Origin of the sequence: Streptomyces sp. NPDC048255 (assembly GCF_040652415.1) — a bacterium.
Taxonomy (GTDB): domain Bacteria; phylum Actinomycetota; class Actinomycetes; order Streptomycetales; family Streptomycetaceae; genus Streptomyces.
This window is the reverse complement of record NZ_JBEZMA010000005.1, coordinates 26,715-40,533: the sequence shown is the minus strand read 5'-3', so window position 1 is coordinate 40,533 and position 13,819 is coordinate 26,715. Positions and strand designations below refer to the sequence as shown.

13 protein-coding genes are annotated in these 13,819 nt (G+C 72.1%); 4 read left to right on the top strand and 9 right to left on the bottom strand.

The window, feature by feature from the left end; translation table 11 throughout:
- Positions 1 to 77 precede the first annotated feature (77 nt).
- Both AB0D94_RS06790 and AB0D94_RS06785 read right to left on the bottom strand, forming a co-directional pair.
- Positions 78 to 1,127 (bottom strand): iron-siderophore ABC transporter substrate-binding protein, encoded by a 1,050-nt coding sequence (locus tag AB0D94_RS06790; protein WP_362046614.1) that lies wholly within the window; start codon positions 1,125 to 1,127, stop codon positions 78 to 80.
- A 147-nt stretch (positions 1,128 to 1,274) separates the two neighbouring features.
- Positions 1,275 to 2,627, bottom strand: a complete 1,353-nt coding sequence (locus AB0D94_RS06785; protein WP_362046611.1) for a lysine N(6)-hydroxylase/L-ornithine N(5)-oxygenase family protein — start codon at positions 2,625 to 2,627, stop codon at positions 1,275 to 1,277.
- Between the two features lie 260 nt (positions 2,628 to 2,887).
- On the opposite strand from AB0D94_RS06785, the gene AB0D94_RS06780 reads away from it, so the two are divergent.
- The gene (locus AB0D94_RS06780) at positions 2,888 to 3,835 is read left to right on the top strand and encodes a methionyl-tRNA formyltransferase (protein ID WP_362046608.1); all 948 of its coding nucleotides are present in this window, start codon (positions 2,888 to 2,890) and stop codon (positions 3,833 to 3,835) included.
- Positions 3,836 to 4,028: 193 nt separating this feature from the next.
- Complete coding sequence (locus tag AB0D94_RS06775) at positions 4,029 to 5,531, top strand: SulP family inorganic anion transporter (RefSeq protein ID WP_362046605.1); 1,503 nt, start codon at positions 4,029 to 4,031, stop codon at positions 5,529 to 5,531.
- A gap of 119 nt (positions 5,532 to 5,650) precedes the next feature.
- Here the strand turns inward: AB0D94_RS06775 and AB0D94_RS06770 are convergent, their stop codons facing one another.
- The 5 genes from AB0D94_RS06770 to AB0D94_RS06750 all read right to left on the bottom strand — a co-directional run bounded on the left by AB0D94_RS06770 (position 5,651) and on the right by AB0D94_RS06750 (position 8,899).
- Positions 5,651 to 5,929 (bottom strand): hypothetical protein, encoded by a 279-nt coding sequence (locus AB0D94_RS06770; RefSeq protein ID WP_362046602.1) that lies wholly within the window; start codon positions 5,927 to 5,929, stop codon positions 5,651 to 5,653.
- Between the two features lie 164 nt (positions 5,930 to 6,093).
- Positions 6,094 to 6,606, bottom strand: a complete 513-nt coding sequence (locus AB0D94_RS06765; protein ID WP_362046599.1) for a hypothetical protein — start codon at positions 6,604 to 6,606, stop codon at positions 6,094 to 6,096.
- A 93-nt stretch (positions 6,607 to 6,699) separates the two neighbouring features.
- Positions 6,700 to 7,296, bottom strand: coding sequence for an HD domain-containing protein (locus AB0D94_RS06760; protein WP_362046596.1), 597 nt, complete (start codon positions 7,294 to 7,296; stop codon positions 6,700 to 6,702).
- A 6-nt stretch (positions 7,297 to 7,302) separates the two neighbouring features.
- Entirely contained in the window at positions 7,303 to 8,625 is a 1,323-nt protein-coding gene (gene codA / locus AB0D94_RS06755; RefSeq protein WP_362046593.1) for a cytosine deaminase, read from the bottom strand.
- Between the two features lie 106 nt (positions 8,626 to 8,731).
- Positions 8,732 to 8,899 (bottom strand): hypothetical protein, encoded by a 168-nt coding sequence (locus AB0D94_RS06750; protein WP_362046590.1) that lies wholly within the window; start codon positions 8,897 to 8,899, stop codon positions 8,732 to 8,734.
- A 101-nt stretch (positions 8,900 to 9,000) separates the two neighbouring features.
- On the opposite strand from AB0D94_RS06750, the gene AB0D94_RS06745 reads away from it, so the two are divergent.
- Positions 9,001 to 10,830: a prolyl oligopeptidase family serine peptidase gene (locus AB0D94_RS06745; protein WP_362046587.1), complete on the top strand. Its 1,830-nt coding sequence runs from the start codon at positions 9,001 to 9,003 to the stop codon at positions 10,828 to 10,830.
- A gap of 43 nt (positions 10,831 to 10,873) precedes the next feature.
- Positions 10,874 to 11,686: an SURF1 family protein gene (locus AB0D94_RS06740; RefSeq protein ID WP_362046584.1), complete on the top strand. Its 813-nt coding sequence runs from the start codon at positions 10,874 to 10,876 to the stop codon at positions 11,684 to 11,686.
- 157 nt (positions 11,687 to 11,843) lie between these two features.
- Here AB0D94_RS06740 and AB0D94_RS06735 read toward each other — a convergent pair whose 3' ends face one another.
- Together AB0D94_RS06735 and AB0D94_RS06730 are read right to left on the bottom strand one after the other, a co-directional pair.
- Positions 11,844 to 12,941 (bottom strand): hypothetical protein, encoded by a 1,098-nt coding sequence (locus AB0D94_RS06735; protein WP_362046581.1) that lies wholly within the window; start codon positions 12,939 to 12,941, stop codon positions 11,844 to 11,846.
- Positions 12,938 to 13,699: a SigE family RNA polymerase sigma factor gene (locus AB0D94_RS06730; protein ID WP_362046578.1), complete on the bottom strand. Its 762-nt coding sequence runs from the start codon at positions 13,697 to 13,699 to the stop codon at positions 12,938 to 12,940. The genes AB0D94_RS06735 and AB0D94_RS06730 overlap by 4 nt, the downstream gene beginning before the upstream one ends.
- Positions 13,700 to 13,819: the final 120 nt, after the last annotated feature.

Sequence of the window (13,819 nt, the reverse complement as noted above, 5' to 3'; positions counted from 1 at the left end):
GGCCAGGATCGGGGCGCAGCGGGCCCGCCCGTCCGCGACGTGGTCGGCGGACGGGCGGGATGCCGGAGGGCCGGCGGTTACTTGATGGCCGAGATCAGCGGCTCGACCTGGTCGATGGCGTACGGGATCGACAGGACGGTGTTGAAGGAGAACGCGGCGCCGATGTCCGGGTTCTGGTACGGCACGAACAGGTCGCGCTTCTCCTGGTGGACCTTCAGCTTGCTGTAGAGCGCCTCGGCCTTGATGCGGTCGTTGGCCTCGGTGCTGGAGGTGACCCACACCAGGCGGTCGACGTCGAGGACGTCGAGCTTCTCGGCGCTCAGTTCGGCGACGTTGAAGCCCGGCTTCGCCAGGGTGTCGATCTCGGGCTTCAGCTTGAAGCCGAGCTCGGAGAAGAAGATCGCCTTGGGGTCGGTCTTCGTGAAGGCCGAGTACTTGCCGGCCTCGAAGCTGTCGGCGACGGCGATGGTCTTCTCGGCGAACTCGGGGTGCTTCTCGCGGACGGCCTTGAAGCGCGCGTCGATGTCGGAGATCAGCTTCTCGGTCTCCGTGTCCTTGCCGAGGGACTTGCCGATCTGCCGGGTCATCACCTGCCAGGAGGCGCCGTAGTCGGGCAGGTCCTTGGGCTGCGCGACGACCTTGGCGATCTTCGACAGGGTGTCGTACTGCTCCTTCTTCATGCCCGAGTACTGAGCGATGATCAGGTCCGGCTTGAGGGCCGCGATCTTCTCGATGTTGTACTCGTCACGCTCTCCGACGATCGCGGGCTTGGTGTCGCCCCACTTGTCCTTCGCCCACGGCCACTTGCCGTACGGGTCCTCCTTGAACCAGTCCACGGCGCCGACCGGCTTGACGCCGAGGGCCAGGACGGCGTCCTGGTCCGACAGACCGAGGGTGACGACCTTCGTCGGCGCCTTGTCGATCGTCGTGCTGCCGTACTTGTGGTCGACCGTCACCGGGAAGGCGGCGGACTTGGCGTCGGCCCCGGCCGAGGGGGTGGCCTCGGTCTCCTTCTTCTCGGAGCCGCCGCCACAGGCGGCGAGGGCGAGTGCTGCGGCGGCGGCGACGGCCACGCGGGGGATGCTTCTGCCGAACCGCGTCAGCGCGGGGCGTGTACCAGTGGACACGGATGTTCCTTTCACGGGGGTTTCACGGTGCGTGCCCGGACCGCCGCGCAGGACGGCGCTGCCGGCGGGCCGGGCGGGGTGGGACTGTACGGGGCGGTGGTCCCGGGGGAGAGGCCTTCGGGGGTAAAGGCCTCGATGGTGGAGGTCTCAGCGGGTGGAGGGGATCCCGTCCGCGACCGGACGGACCTCTTCGGCCACGGTCTTGAGGTCGCGGTCGAGGATCGAGTCGAGGATCTCGCCGACCCGGATCGCGGTGTTGGAGAGCAGGGAGGACGTGATGCCGTGGGTGTGCTCGGTGCCGCCCTGGAGGTAGATGCCGCAGCGCAGCTCGGCGTCGGTCGAGATGCGGTAGTCGCGCTCGACGCGCACCCGGCCCTGCTCGTCGCGGTGGACGCGCTCGGCGACCTCGCCGAGCAGTCCGAGGGCGTCGGCCTGCTGGTAGCCGGTCGCGCAGACGACCACGTCGGCGTCCAGCGGCGCTTCCTCACCGGTGACCAGCGACTTGATGGTGGCGCGGACGCCGTCGGCGGTCTCCTCGACGCCCGTGAGGCGCGAGACGTTCAGGAAGCGCAGGCGCTCGGTGCCGAGGACCTTCTCCTGGTACGCCTGCCGGTACAGGTCGTCGATGAGGTCGATGTCGACCACGGAGTAGTTGGTGTTCCCGTGGTAGTCCATCAGCTTCTGCTTGATGTCGTCCGGGGCCGTGAAGTACTCGTCGACGGCCTGCGGGTCGAAGATGCGGTTGGCGAAGCTGCTGTCGTCCGCGGGGCTGTAGCCGTAGCGGGAGAAGACGGCGCAGACCTCGGCCTCGGGGAACCGGCGGTGCAGGTAGGCGACGTTCTCGGCAGCGCTCTGGCCGGCGCCGACGACGATGAAGCGGGAGGGGTCGGTGCCCTCCAGGCCCTCCACCTTCGCGAGGAGGTCGGAGTTGTGCCACACGCGGTCGGTGCGCTCGGCGCCCTCGGGCATGACCGGGCGCAGGCCGGTGCCGATGACGAGGTTGCGGGCGCGGTGGGTCACCACCTCGTCGCCGGAGCGGGCCGTCACGTCGAGGTACTCCACGACGCCGTCACGGACGACGGGCTCGACGGCTATGACCTGGTGGCCGTAGGAGACCATGTCGTCGACCTTGGCCGCCGCCCACTCGAAGTACTCGTGGAACTCGATGCGCAGCGGGAAGAGGTTCTTGTGGTTGACGAAGTCGATCAGGCGGCCCTTGCTCTGCAGGAAGCGGAGGAAGGTGTACTCGCTGCTCGGGTTCCGGAGCGTCACCAGGTCCTTGAGGAAGGAGACCTGCATGGTCGCGTCGTCGATGAGCATGCCGCGGTGCCAGCCGAAACGGGGCTGCTGCTCGAAGAAGTGAGCGGTGACCGCCTCTTGCCTTCCGACGCGCGCGTTGTGCTCGCTCAGCGCGATTGCCATGGCCACGTTGGACGGCCCGAAGCCGATTCCGATCAGATCGTGGATCAGTGGTGCGTCGCCAGGAAGAGCCTGAGACATGTCACTCCCATCGTGCGGGACAGCCGCCTGCCAGGTGTCCGGTCAGGCGAGGTGGGGAAACGGAGGTCCAGGCACACCGGTGACCGGCAGCCGAGCGGAACTTAGGTAAAGCTAACCTGATCCAGCCACCCTGTCGACGGGGCAAAACGGACAACCCGGCGATCATCAGGTCAACCGGGCCTAGAATTACGGCCCGTTGCACCCTTAGGTAAGCCTTGCTTTACTTATCCCGGTCAGTCGCTCTTCTGAGGAGGAACCCCATGCGGGTCGTCATGTTCGGTTATCAGACCTGGGGCCATCGCACCCTGCAGGCTCTCCTGGACTCCGAGCACGACGTGGTGATGGTCGTGACCCACCCCAAGAGCGACCACGCCTACGAGAAGATCTGGAGCGATTCGGTCGCGGACCTGGCCGAGGAGCACGGCGTCCCCGTGGTCATACGCAACCGGCCCGACGACGAGGAGCTGTTCCAGCTGCTCAAGGAAGCCGACCCGGACATCCTCGTGGCCAACAACTGGCGCACCTGGATCCCGCCGCGCATCTACACCCTGCCCAAGCACGGCACCCTGAACGTCCACGACTCGCTGCTGCCCAAGTACGCCGGCTTCTCCCCGCTGATCTGGGCCCTCATCAACGGCGAGCCGGAAGTCGGCGTCACGGCGCACATGATGGACGAGGTGCTCGACGCCGGCGACATCGTCCTCCAGCGGTCGGTCGCCGTCGGTCCGAAGGACACGACCACCGACCTGTTCCACAAGACCGTGGACCTCATCGCCCCGGTCACCATCGGCGCGCTCGACCTCATCGCCTCCGGTCAGACCGAGTTCACCAAGCAGGACCGCTCCCAGGCCAGCTTCTTCCACAAGCGTTCCGAGGAAGACATCCGGGTCGACTGGAACTGGCCCGCGCAGGACCTGGAGCGCCTGGTCCGCGCCCAGTGCGCCCCGTACCCGAGCGCCTTCGCCTTCCACAAGGGCAAGCGCCTCGAAATCCTCGCCGCCGTCGTGTCCGAGGGCCGCTACGGCGGCACCCCCGGCCGCATCTTCTACCGGGAGGGCGAGGGCGTGGTGATCGTCGCCGGAGCCGACGCCCGGACGGGACGCAACCACGGCCTCGCCATCACCCGCGTACGGACCGAGGACGGCCGGGAGCTGCCCGCGTCCGAGTACTTCACCTCCATGGGCGGCTACCTGACGAGCCGTCCCTGACGCCGGAGGCGGCCGGCGCGGCCACCTGAGCCGCCGGTCCGCCCGCCCCGGACGGTCCCGGGGCGGGCGGCCCGGCGTCCGTGCAAGGGCCCGACCCGTGTCACGGGCCGGGCCCTTTCCGCGCGCGGGGGTGTCTGCGAGGAGCCCGTACACTCCTCACTTCGCACCCACGACACGACAGGTCCGCTTCGCCATGCCCTCCCCCGCCCTTTCCCCGTCAGCGCGCCCGCGCGTGCGCCGGCCGTCCTGGCTCTCGCCGAAGGTGCTGCGGACCGAGGTGCTCGGCGGGCTCGTCGTCGCGCTCGCGCTGATCCCCGAGGCCATCTCCTTCTCGATCATCGCGGGGGTGGATCCGGCGATCGGGCTGTTCGCCTCCTTCACCATGGCCGTGACGATCGCCGTCGTCGGCGGCCGGCCCGCGATGATCTCGGCGGCGACCGGTGCGGTCGCCCTGGTCATCGCCCCGCTCAACCGGGAGCACGGCTTCGGCTACCTGGTGGCCGCAGTCATCCTGGCGGGCGTCTTCCAGATCCTGCTCGGCGCGCTCGGGGTGGCCCGGCTGCTGCGCTTCGTACCGCGCTCGGTGATGGTCGGCTTCGTCAACGCGCTCGCCATCCTGGTCTTCATGGCACAGGTGACGGAGCTGCGGGATGTGCCGTGGCCGGTGTACCCGCTGGTCGCGGCCGGGCTGGCGCTCATGGTCCTCTTCCCGAAGGTCACCAAGGCGGTCCCCGCTCCGCTGGTCTCCATCGCCATCCTCACCGCGGTCACCGTGGCGGCCGGGATCGCGGTGCCGACCGTGGGCGACAAGGGGGCGCTGCCGTCGGCCCTGCCGGTGCCCGGGCTGCCCGACGTACCGTTCATGCTGGACACCCTGACGACCATCGCCCCGTACGCCTTCGCCATGGCGCTGGTCGGGCTGATGGAGTCGCTGATGACGGCGAAGCTCGTCGACGAGATCACCGACACCCGTTCCAGCAAGACGCGCGAATCCGTCGGGCAGGGCGTCGCCAACATCGTCACCGGGTTCCTCGGCGGCATGGGCGGCTGCGCGATGATCGGCCAGACGATGATCAACGTGAAGGTGTCGGGAGCGCGCACCCGCCTGTCGACCTTCCTCGCGGGCGTCTTCCTGATGGTGCTGTGCATCGTCTGCGGACCGGTCGTCTCCGAGATCCCGATGGCCGCGCTGGTCGCCGTCATGGTGATGGTCTGCTTCGCGACCTTCGACTGGCACTCGGTGGCGCCGAAGACGCTCAAGCGGATGCCCGCCGGTGAGATCACCGTCATGGTGGTCACCGTGGTGTGCGTGGTGGCGACCCACAACCTGGCCGTCGGCGTCATCGCGGGTTCCGTCACCGCGATGGTCGTCTTCGCCAAGCGGGTCGCCCGCCTGGCGGACGTCACCTCGGTCACCGACCCCGACGGGACCGAGGTCGTCTATTCCGTCACCGGCGAACTGTTCTTCGCCTCCTCCAACGACCTGGTGACGCGGTTCGACTACGCGGGAGACCCGGACCGGGTCGTCATCGACCTCTCCGCGGCCCACATCTGGGACGCCTCTACCGTCGCCGTCCTGGACGCCGTCGAGACCAAGTACGCCCGGCTCGGCAAGACCGTCGAGATCACCGGCCTGAACGAGCACAGCGCCCGCATCCACCGCACGCTGAGCGGCGAACTCACCCCCGGGCACTGACCCGCGGGCACTGACCCGCGGGCACTGACCCGCCGGGGCCCGCTCCCCCGAGCGGGCCCGTCGAGCGTGACGCCAGACGCGGCTGGATCTCCCGCGTCACGGCGAAGGGCGGCGGCACGTCAGTAGGAGCGCGGCGACATGACCCGCGGCTCGATGGCCGCCGTCTCGAAGACGCAGCGCGGCACCCCCGGGCCGGGGGTCGCGCGGACCGATGCCCACGTCGGGGGATCCGTCGGCAGTTCCACCTGCACGGTCACGGGGTGGTCGTCGTACGTGGTGGCATGCCCCGTCTCCTTCCCGTCGACCAGTACCTCCACCTGCACGGTGTGGCCCGGCTGGACGGTGGCGCTCACCGAGTGCCCCGCGTGGTCGATGTGGAAGTGGTGGCGTCGGCCCATGAGGTGGCCTCCCGTCGGTCGCCCCTCACGCCCAGCGTAGCCACGGGGCCGCCGGTCGGCAGGACGGGGCGGAACGGACGGTACGGAAGGCCGGACGGAAGGCCGGGACGGAACGGCCGGTCAGGGCCGCGCCTCCACCCTCTTCGGGAGCTCTGCGGGAGCACCTACGGGAGTGCGCTGCTCACCCCGTCGGCGATCATCATCCACAGGGGCTGGCCGCCCGTGCCGAAGGCCGACGCCAGGGCGTAGCCGATCGAGGCGTCCACCGGCTCGACCTCGGCGCCCTCCTTCCATTCGGCGACCACCGTCTCGTCGCCGTCGCAGGAGAAGTCACCGAGGTGCACTCCGTCGCGGGTCAGCCGGCTGCTGGGCACCGAGTCCGGGACGAGGCGGTAGCGCGCTCCCCCGTACTCCACGTCCACCCGGTACGAGCGCCTGGTCAGGGCCCCCTTCGCCGGCGCCAGCCGGGCCTGCCGCCCGTCGATCCGCAGCGTGAGGCGGTCCGGGTCGCGGGTGCCGATGGCGGTCCGCGGGTCCACCTCCGACGCCGGGTCGCGCTCCAGGGTCACGCGGGGTATCCCCTCGCCGTGGACCTCGATGCGGTCCTGGCCCTCCTGGCGGACGGTTATCCCGCGGAAGCGGGTGTCCTCCGTGGGGGTCCGGTGCGGGTCGTTCATGAGCCGAGTCCTTCGGTGCGGTCGGTACGGGTGCGTGCCAGGGCGGCGAGTTCGGTCCGGGCCAGTGCGAGCAAGTCCGCCGCCGCGGCGCGGTCAGCCGCGCCGGTCCAGCGGGTTGGCCGCGATACGGGCTGCCGCGCCGCCCGCCACGAAGCCGGCCGCCGCGCAGGCGGGCTTGCGCCGCGCCTGCTCCTCGGCCAGGGCTAGGAAGGACGCGCCGAAGCCGCCCCGCGGGTACGCGGCGAGCAGAGCGGCCGTGAAGCCGGCGTCGAACTCCTCGACGCGCAGCCCCGACACGTCGGCGCTGGTGCCGACCTGGAGGAGGTGGCTCTCGACGTCCTCGGCGGCCGTGACGTCATCACGCATGTGCAGGACGATCACCTCCGCGGCGCGGGCTCGGCGCTCCGCGGGCCAGCCCAGGCCCGCCGTCAGCACGCGCGCGACATGGCCGCCCGCCTCCTCGAAGGGGAGGGTGTGGCTGTCGAACGGCGCGGTCAGGCCCAGGTCGTGCACGAGGGCGGCCACGTAGAACAGTTCGGCGTCGTACGCGAGCCCGTGCTCGGCCGCGTACCGCGCCCCGAAGGCGTAGGAGCGGACGGAATGCCCGAGCAGGTCCGCGTCGGCGTACTCCGACGCGATCCGGAGGGCGGCCCGGGCGGATGCGGTGTCGAGGGTCCAGGTCATGGTCATGGCACGTCAGCGTAGGCGCGGGGTGAAGTCGACCTCCGACGGGGGCTCGCCCGGCCAGTTGAGCACGGTCGGGGCGGGCGGGGTCCGGGCGAGGACGCTGCCGCGCGAGACCACGTACCGGGGGCGGACCTGGCGGCGGACCGCCTCCTGGGGCGACGGGGCGGGCAGGAGCACGAAGGAGGCGGGGGCGCCCTCGGTGATGCCGTACTGGTCCGCGTCCAGGCCGAGGACCCGGGCGGCCCGGTCCGTCACCATCGAGAAGGCGGTGGGGATGTCGTCGGCGCCGGTGAGCTGGGCGGCGTACAGGCCGACGAGGGCGGTCTGGAGCGGGTTGCCCGTGCCCAGCGCGTTCCAGGGGTCCATCACGTCGTCGTGGCCGAAGGCCACGTTGACGCCCGCCGCCAGCATCTCCTTGACCTGGGTCAGGCCGCGCCGCTTGGGGTAGGCGTCGAAGCGGCCCTGGAGGTTGAGGTTCGCGAAGGGGTTGGACACCAGGTTGATGCCGGAACGGGCCAGCAGCCGCTGGAGTTTGAAGCTGTACGCGCCGTTGTAGGAGCCCATGGCCGTCGTGTGCGAGGCCGTGGCCCGCCCGCGCAGGCCCGAGCGCAGCGCGAGGGCGGCCAGCACCTCCACGAAGCGGGACTGCTCGTCGTCGATCTCGTCGCAGTGGGCGTCCACGCGCAGCCCGTACTCCTCGGCCAGGGCGAAGGCGATGCCCAGCGACGCCACCCCGTCCTCGCGGGTGTCCTCGTAGTGCGGGATGGCCCCGACGACGTCCGCACCGCGCACGAGCGCCTCGCGCAGCAGGGCCTCCCCGTCCGGGAAGGAGACGATGCCCTCCTGCGGGAAGGCCACGATCTGGAGGGTCATGAACTCCCGGACCCTGTCGCGCACTTCGAGCAGGGCGTCGAGCGCGGTGAGGGAGGGGTCGGTGGTGTCGCAGTGGGTACGGACGTGCAGCACGCCTTGCGCCGCCTGCCAGCGCAGCACCTCGGTGGCCCGCGCGATCACGTCCTCGCGGGTCAGGGTCCGCTTGCGCTCGCTCCAGCAGGCGATGCCCTCCCAGAGCGTGCCGGAGGCGTTCGGCCGCGGCTCACCGGCGGTCAGGGCGGTGTCGAGGTGGATGTGCGGCTCGACGAAGGGGGGCGTGAGCAGCGAGCCGTGCGCCTCGATGAGGGTGCCGGTGGCCGGCGGTTCCTTCTGGTCGTCGTGCGGGAGGACCCGCGCGATGCGGCCGTCCTCACCGACCTCGACGTCGAACAGGCCGTGCGCGTCGACGGCGGCATTCTGGTCGGTCGGCAACCGGGCGCCCCGGACGATCATCCGCATGCGCCCACCCTAGGGCGTCTCTTCCGGATCCTGCCGGATCGGCCGCGCACACGGCCCGCGGCTTCGGGGAAGCCGCGGGCCGGTGACCGGTGCTGTGACTCAGCGGTCAGCCGCGCTTGGCCTGAGCCTTCTGCTGCATGCCTCTCGTCTTCGCGGCGACCGACTGCACGTCCCTGACCGCGGCCTTGGCACGTGCCTCGGCCGCCGTGTTCTTCGCCATCGCACGCTCGGAATCCTGGTGGCGGTGGTGACCGGTACGAGCCTTCTTGGCCATGACCACTCCTTCTGGGAGCACTGAGCAGACGTACGCGTTCCACTGTGCGCCCGTTCGGAGCAATCGGCATCCCGGCGGCCCGTCCGCTAAGAATGGGGGACATGACCAGCGACAGCCATGTGACCACCGGCGACACCCCCGAGATGCCCCAGTGGGAGAAGCGGTACCGGGCACCGCGCGTCGGGCTGCCCGAGTGGGCCGAGGACGCCCCGGACCGTTCGCTCTTCGTCTCCAACGCGACCGGCACCTACGAGATCTACGCCTGGGACCGTGCCACCGGCGGCCGGCGGCAGGCCACCGACCGCCCCAACGGCACCACCGACGGCACCCTCTCCCCCGACGGGGAGTGGATCTGGTGGTTCTCCGACACCGACGGTGACGAGTTCGGCACCTGGGTGCGCCAGCCCTTCGCGGGCGGGCCCGACGAGCCGGCCACGCCCGGGCTGGAGCCCTCGTACCCCGCCGGGCTCGCCATCGGCCGGGACGGGACGGCGGTCGTGGGCCGCTCCACCGACGAGGACGGCTCGACCGTCCACGTCGTGCGGGCGGACGGCTCCGCGCCCACCGTGATCTACCGGCACCGGGAGTCGGCGGGCGTGGGCGACCTGTCCCGCGACGGGACGCTCGTCGCCGTCGAGCACACCGAGCACGGGGACGCGATGCACTCGGCGCTGCGCGTGCTCACCCTCGACGGCGCCACCGTCGCCGAGCTGGACGACACCCGGGGCGGCACCGAGGAGCTGGGCCTGGAGGTGCTCGGCTTCGCGCCCGTCGCGGGTGACACCCGGCTGCTGGTCGGCCACCAGCGGCGCGGCCGCTGGGAGCCGATGGTGTGGGACGTGGCCACCGGCGCCCAGGAGGACCTGGTCCTCGACCTGCCGGGCGACGTCAGCGCCGAGTGGTATCCCGACGGCTCCGCGCTGCTGATCGTGCACGGCTTCGAGGCGCGCAGCGAGCTGTGGCGCTACGACCTGGCCGCACGGGAGCTCGTACGGGTGGACACCCCGCCCGGGACGGTCTCGGGGGCGACGGCGCGGCCCGACGGGACAGTGGAGTACCAGTGGTCCTCGGCCTCGGAGCCCGCCTCGGTGCGGTCCACCGCGGGCGGGACCGTCCTGGACCCGCCCGGTTTCCGCGCGCCCGGCTCGGTGCCGGTGGAGGACGTGTGGGTGGAGGGCCCCGGCGGGCGGATCCACGCGCTCGCGCAGCGGCCCGAGGGCCACGGCGACGGCCCCTTCCCGACGGTCTTCGAGATCCACGGCGGGCCGACCTGGCACGACAGCGACGCCTTCGCGGCGGACCCGGCGACCTGGCTGGACCACGGCTTCGCGGTCGTCCGGGTCAACTACCGCGGCTCGACCGGCTACGGCCGGGCCTGGACGGACGCCCTCAAGCACCGGGTCGGCCTGATCGAGCTGGAGGACATCGCGGCGGTCCGCGAATGGGCGGTCGGCTCCGGCCTCGCGGACCCGGCGCGGCTGGTCCTGTCGGGCGGCTCGTGGGGCGGCTACCTGACGCTGCTGGGCCTCGGGACGCAGCCGGACGCCTGGGCCGTGGGCCTGGCCGCCGTACCGGTCGCGGACTACGTGACGGCCTACCACGACGAGATGGAGGCCCTGAAGGCCCTGGACCGCACCCTCTTCGGCGGCACCCCGGAGGAGGTCCCGGACCGTTTCGAGGCGTCCTCGCCGCTGACGTACGTGGACGCGGTGACGGCCCCCGTGCACATCGCGGCGGGGGTCAACGACCCGCGCTGCCCGATCCGGCAGATCGAGAACTACGTGGACCGGCTGGCGGCGCGCGGCGCGGTGCACGAGGTGTACCGGTACGACGCCGGGCACGGCTCGCTCGTGGTGGAGGAGCGGATCAAGCAGGTCCGGATGGAGCTGGAGTTCGCGCTCAAGCACCTGCCCTCGCGCCTGTCCGACTGACCCTGCGGGACACCCGCCGGTGCACCCCCCGTACCGTGGTGGGGTGCACCGGTTTCTCCTGACCCCGCGCTGGTGGGGGATCAACGTCTTCGTCGCGCTCGCCGTTCCCTTCTGCCTGTTCATGGGGTCCTGGCAGCTCGGCCGTTTCGAGGACCGCGTGGACAGCCACCGGGAGGCGACCGCCGGGCGGCCCGCCGCCGAGGCGCCCGCGCCGCTGGACTCGCTCCTTCCGGTGGACAAGAAGACCTCCGGACAGCTGGCCTCCGCCGCCGGGGAGTACGGGGACCAGCTGCTGGTTCCCGAGCGGCGGCTGGACGGCGCGACCGGCTTCTACGTCCTGACCCTGCTGAGGACCGACTCCGGCAAGGCCGTCCCGGTGGTCCGGGGCTGGCTGCCGGGGACCGCGGACGCGTCGAAGGCGCCCGCCCCGCCGACCGGGCGGGTCGAGGTCACCGGGGCCCTCCAGGCCGCGGAGAACTCCGGCACCAAGGGCGTGCACGCGGAGGGCGGCCTGCCGGCCGGACAGCTCGGGGTGATCGGGGCGGCCTCGCTGGTCAACCTCGTCCCGTACGAGCTGTACGACGCCTGGCTGACGGTGCAGACCCCGGCGGACGGGATGGTTCCGGTGCCCGCGCAGGCGCCGGTCAACACCGGGCTCGACCTGAAGGCCTTCCAGAACCTCGGCTACACCGGCGAATGGTTCGTCTTCGTCGCCTTCGTGCTCTTCATGTGGTTCCGGCTCTACCGGCGCGAGGTCGAGATGATCCGCGACGCGGAGGCGGGCCTGCTCCCGGCCGAGCCGCCTGCGGCGGGCGGAACGGCTGAAACGGCCGGGGCCACCGCCCCGCGCACCTGAACCCCTGAAACTGCGCTGCGCACACTTCCGAGTCGACGCCGGCCGCATCCGGCCCCGCCGGCGTTTGAGGCGCGGGGTCCGCGGCGGAGTCCCCGGAAAGCCGGCCGGAGTCCGTCGGCCCCTGCGCTCACCGGAGCACCGGAGCACCGGCGGAGCGCTACGGCTTCTCCTCGTCCACCGGGATCGCCCCCGTGCGGTACACCGTCCCGCCACAGGCCTCGGGAATCGTGGTCTGGGTGGTCGGAGATCCCGTCTGAGGTGTGTGGGACACCGCCACACCGCCCGGCTCCGGGGGCGTTTCCGCCGTCTGCGGCTCGGTGGCCGCCGTCCCGTCCGCCGTACCCGCCGAGGCGCCCGCGGACCCGCCCTGCGGCGGCTTCCCGCCCCCGCCCGTGCTCTGCGCCGGACAGGGCTCCGCCGGCGGCACCCACGCATAGCGGACCTCGTACGCCGTGTTCGGCTCGAGCGTCAGCACCCGAGCCTCCACCGACGGGTCGGGCAGCAGCCCGCTCGCCGGGTCGCCCGCCGTGTGGCCGACCACCGCGACCCCCGTGCCCTGCGCGGACGGGGCCCCGTCCAGGGGCGCCGCGCGCACCGTGTCCGGGCCGGTGACGGTACAGCCCTTCGCCGAGACGTTGGTGACCTTGAAACTCCCGTACACCTTGCCGTCGGTCTCCGGGGCGCGGGCCGAGCCCACCACCCCCAGCTGATCGGCGCTGCAGCCGGGCACCCCCGGGGCCGCCACCGGCGGCATCGGGCCGGTGCCCGCGGCCGGGCCGCCCGACGCGCCGGTCCCCGACGGGCCCGCGCTCAGGCCTCCGGACGGGGAGCCTCCGGCCGTGGGCGTCGGCTGCCCGGTGGTACCGCCCGCGTCCGGGGTGCCGCCGGCGGACCTGCTGGCCCTCGGCTGGGCGCCGGCCCCGTCCTGGTGCGATCCGGACCGGGTGGCGCCCGCTTCGGCGCCGTGCTGCTCGCCGTGGCCCGCCATGGCCGGGTGCTCGGTGCTCTCGCCCGTGCCGCCCGCCACGTGCAGGGCCGCCGGGACCGCGGCCCCGGCCAGCAGCACGACGGTCGCCGCGCCGACGAGGACCTGCCGTTTGAGCGTCCGGCGCGCCGGGACCGCGTACCGCAGCCGCTCCAGCGCGTCCCCGGAGGGCTCCAGGCCCCCGACGGCTCCGCGCAGCAGGCCCCGTAGCGCCTGTTCCTCGCTCGTCCCGCCCCGCGGGGTGCGGTCGTCCTTCAGGTCGTCCATCATGACTGCGCAGCCTCCATCGCCACCCGCAGCGCGGCAATGCCCCGCGATCCGTACGCCTTGACCGAGCCGATCGATATGCCGAGCGTCTCGGCGACCTGGGCCTCCGTCATGTCCGCGAAGTAGCGCAGCACCAGCACCTCGCGCTGGCGGCGCTGGAGCCCGCGCATGGCCTTGATCAGGTCGTCGCGCTCCAGCTGGTCGTACGCACCCTCCTCGGCACTCGCCATGTCCGGCATCGGCTTCGACAGCAGCTTGAGACCGAGGATGCGGCGGCGCAGCGCGGACCGGGACAGGTTGACCACGGTCTGGCGCAGGTAGGCCAGCGTCTTGTCGCGGTCGCGGACCCGGCTGCGCGCCGAGTGGACGCGGATGAAGGCCTCCTGGACCACGTCCTCGCAGGAGGCGGTGTCGTCGAGGAGCAGTGCGGCCAGTCCCAGCAGCGAGCGGTAGTGCGCCTGGTAGGTCTCGGTGAGGTGGTCGACGGTGGTGCCGGCCACGACGGCCGCCTCGGCCGTGCTCCCGCCGCTGCCCGCGCTGCCCTCGCCCTTGGCGTTCCCTGCGGGGTCCGCGCCGTCGCGCGGCGGGGGCACACGGCCGCTGCGGGGCGGCACGGGGGACCGCAGGGGCAGCTCGGAGGGCCCGGGCGGGACGGGAACGATCACCGGGAAACCGCCACCGGGCGTACGGGAACCCCGGCGCGACGGAACGATCCCGGTGCGTGCCGGTACGACGGCGATATCGAGGAGTGCCTCAGCCACGCCTGTAGGACGCGTGTGCCCCCGTCAGGGTTGTACGCGCGAGGCCGCCTCACCAGCAAAATCCCCAACGCCCTCATGCGTGCCCGCTCTTCCCGAGTGCCCCGTCCATCGAGACGGCAT

What these genes read in the sequence shown, in the direction of transcription:
- AB0D94_RS06760 (WP_362046596.1), bottom strand. Translation starts at nt 7,296, where the DNA reads ATGACCATGACCTGGACCCTCGACACCGCATCCGCCCGGGCCGCCCTC.
- AB0D94_RS06770 (WP_362046602.1), bottom strand. Translation starts at nt 5,929, where the DNA reads ATGGGCCGACGCCACCACTTCCACATCGACCACGCGGGGCACTCGGTG.
- AB0D94_RS06775 (WP_362046605.1), top strand. Translation starts at nt 4,029, where the DNA reads ATGCCCTCCCCCGCCCTTTCCCCGTCAGCGCGCCCGCGCGTGCGCCGG.
- AB0D94_RS06765 (WP_362046599.1), bottom strand. Translation starts at nt 6,606, where the DNA reads ATGAACGACCCGCACCGGACCCCCACGGAGGACACCCGCTTCCGCGGG.
- AB0D94_RS06785 (WP_362046611.1), bottom strand. Translation starts at nt 2,627, where the DNA reads ATGTCTCAGGCTCTTCCTGGCGACGCACCACTGATCCACGATCTGATC.
- AB0D94_RS06750 (WP_362046590.1), bottom strand. Translation starts at nt 8,899, where the DNA reads ATGGCCAAGAAGGCTCGTACCGGTCACCACCGCCACCAGGATTCCGAG.
- codA (WP_362046593.1), bottom strand. Translation starts at nt 8,625, where the DNA reads ATGCGGATGATCGTCCGGGGCGCCCGGTTGCCGACCGACCAGAATGCC.
- AB0D94_RS06745 (WP_362046587.1), top strand. Translation starts at nt 9,001, where the DNA reads ATGACCAGCGACAGCCATGTGACCACCGGCGACACCCCCGAGATGCCC.
- AB0D94_RS06780 (WP_362046608.1), top strand. Translation starts at nt 2,888, where the DNA reads ATGCGGGTCGTCATGTTCGGTTATCAGACCTGGGGCCATCGCACCCTG.
- AB0D94_RS06735 (WP_362046581.1), bottom strand. Translation starts at nt 12,941, where the DNA reads ATGATGGACGACCTGAAGGACGACCGCACCCCGCGGGGCGGGACGAGC.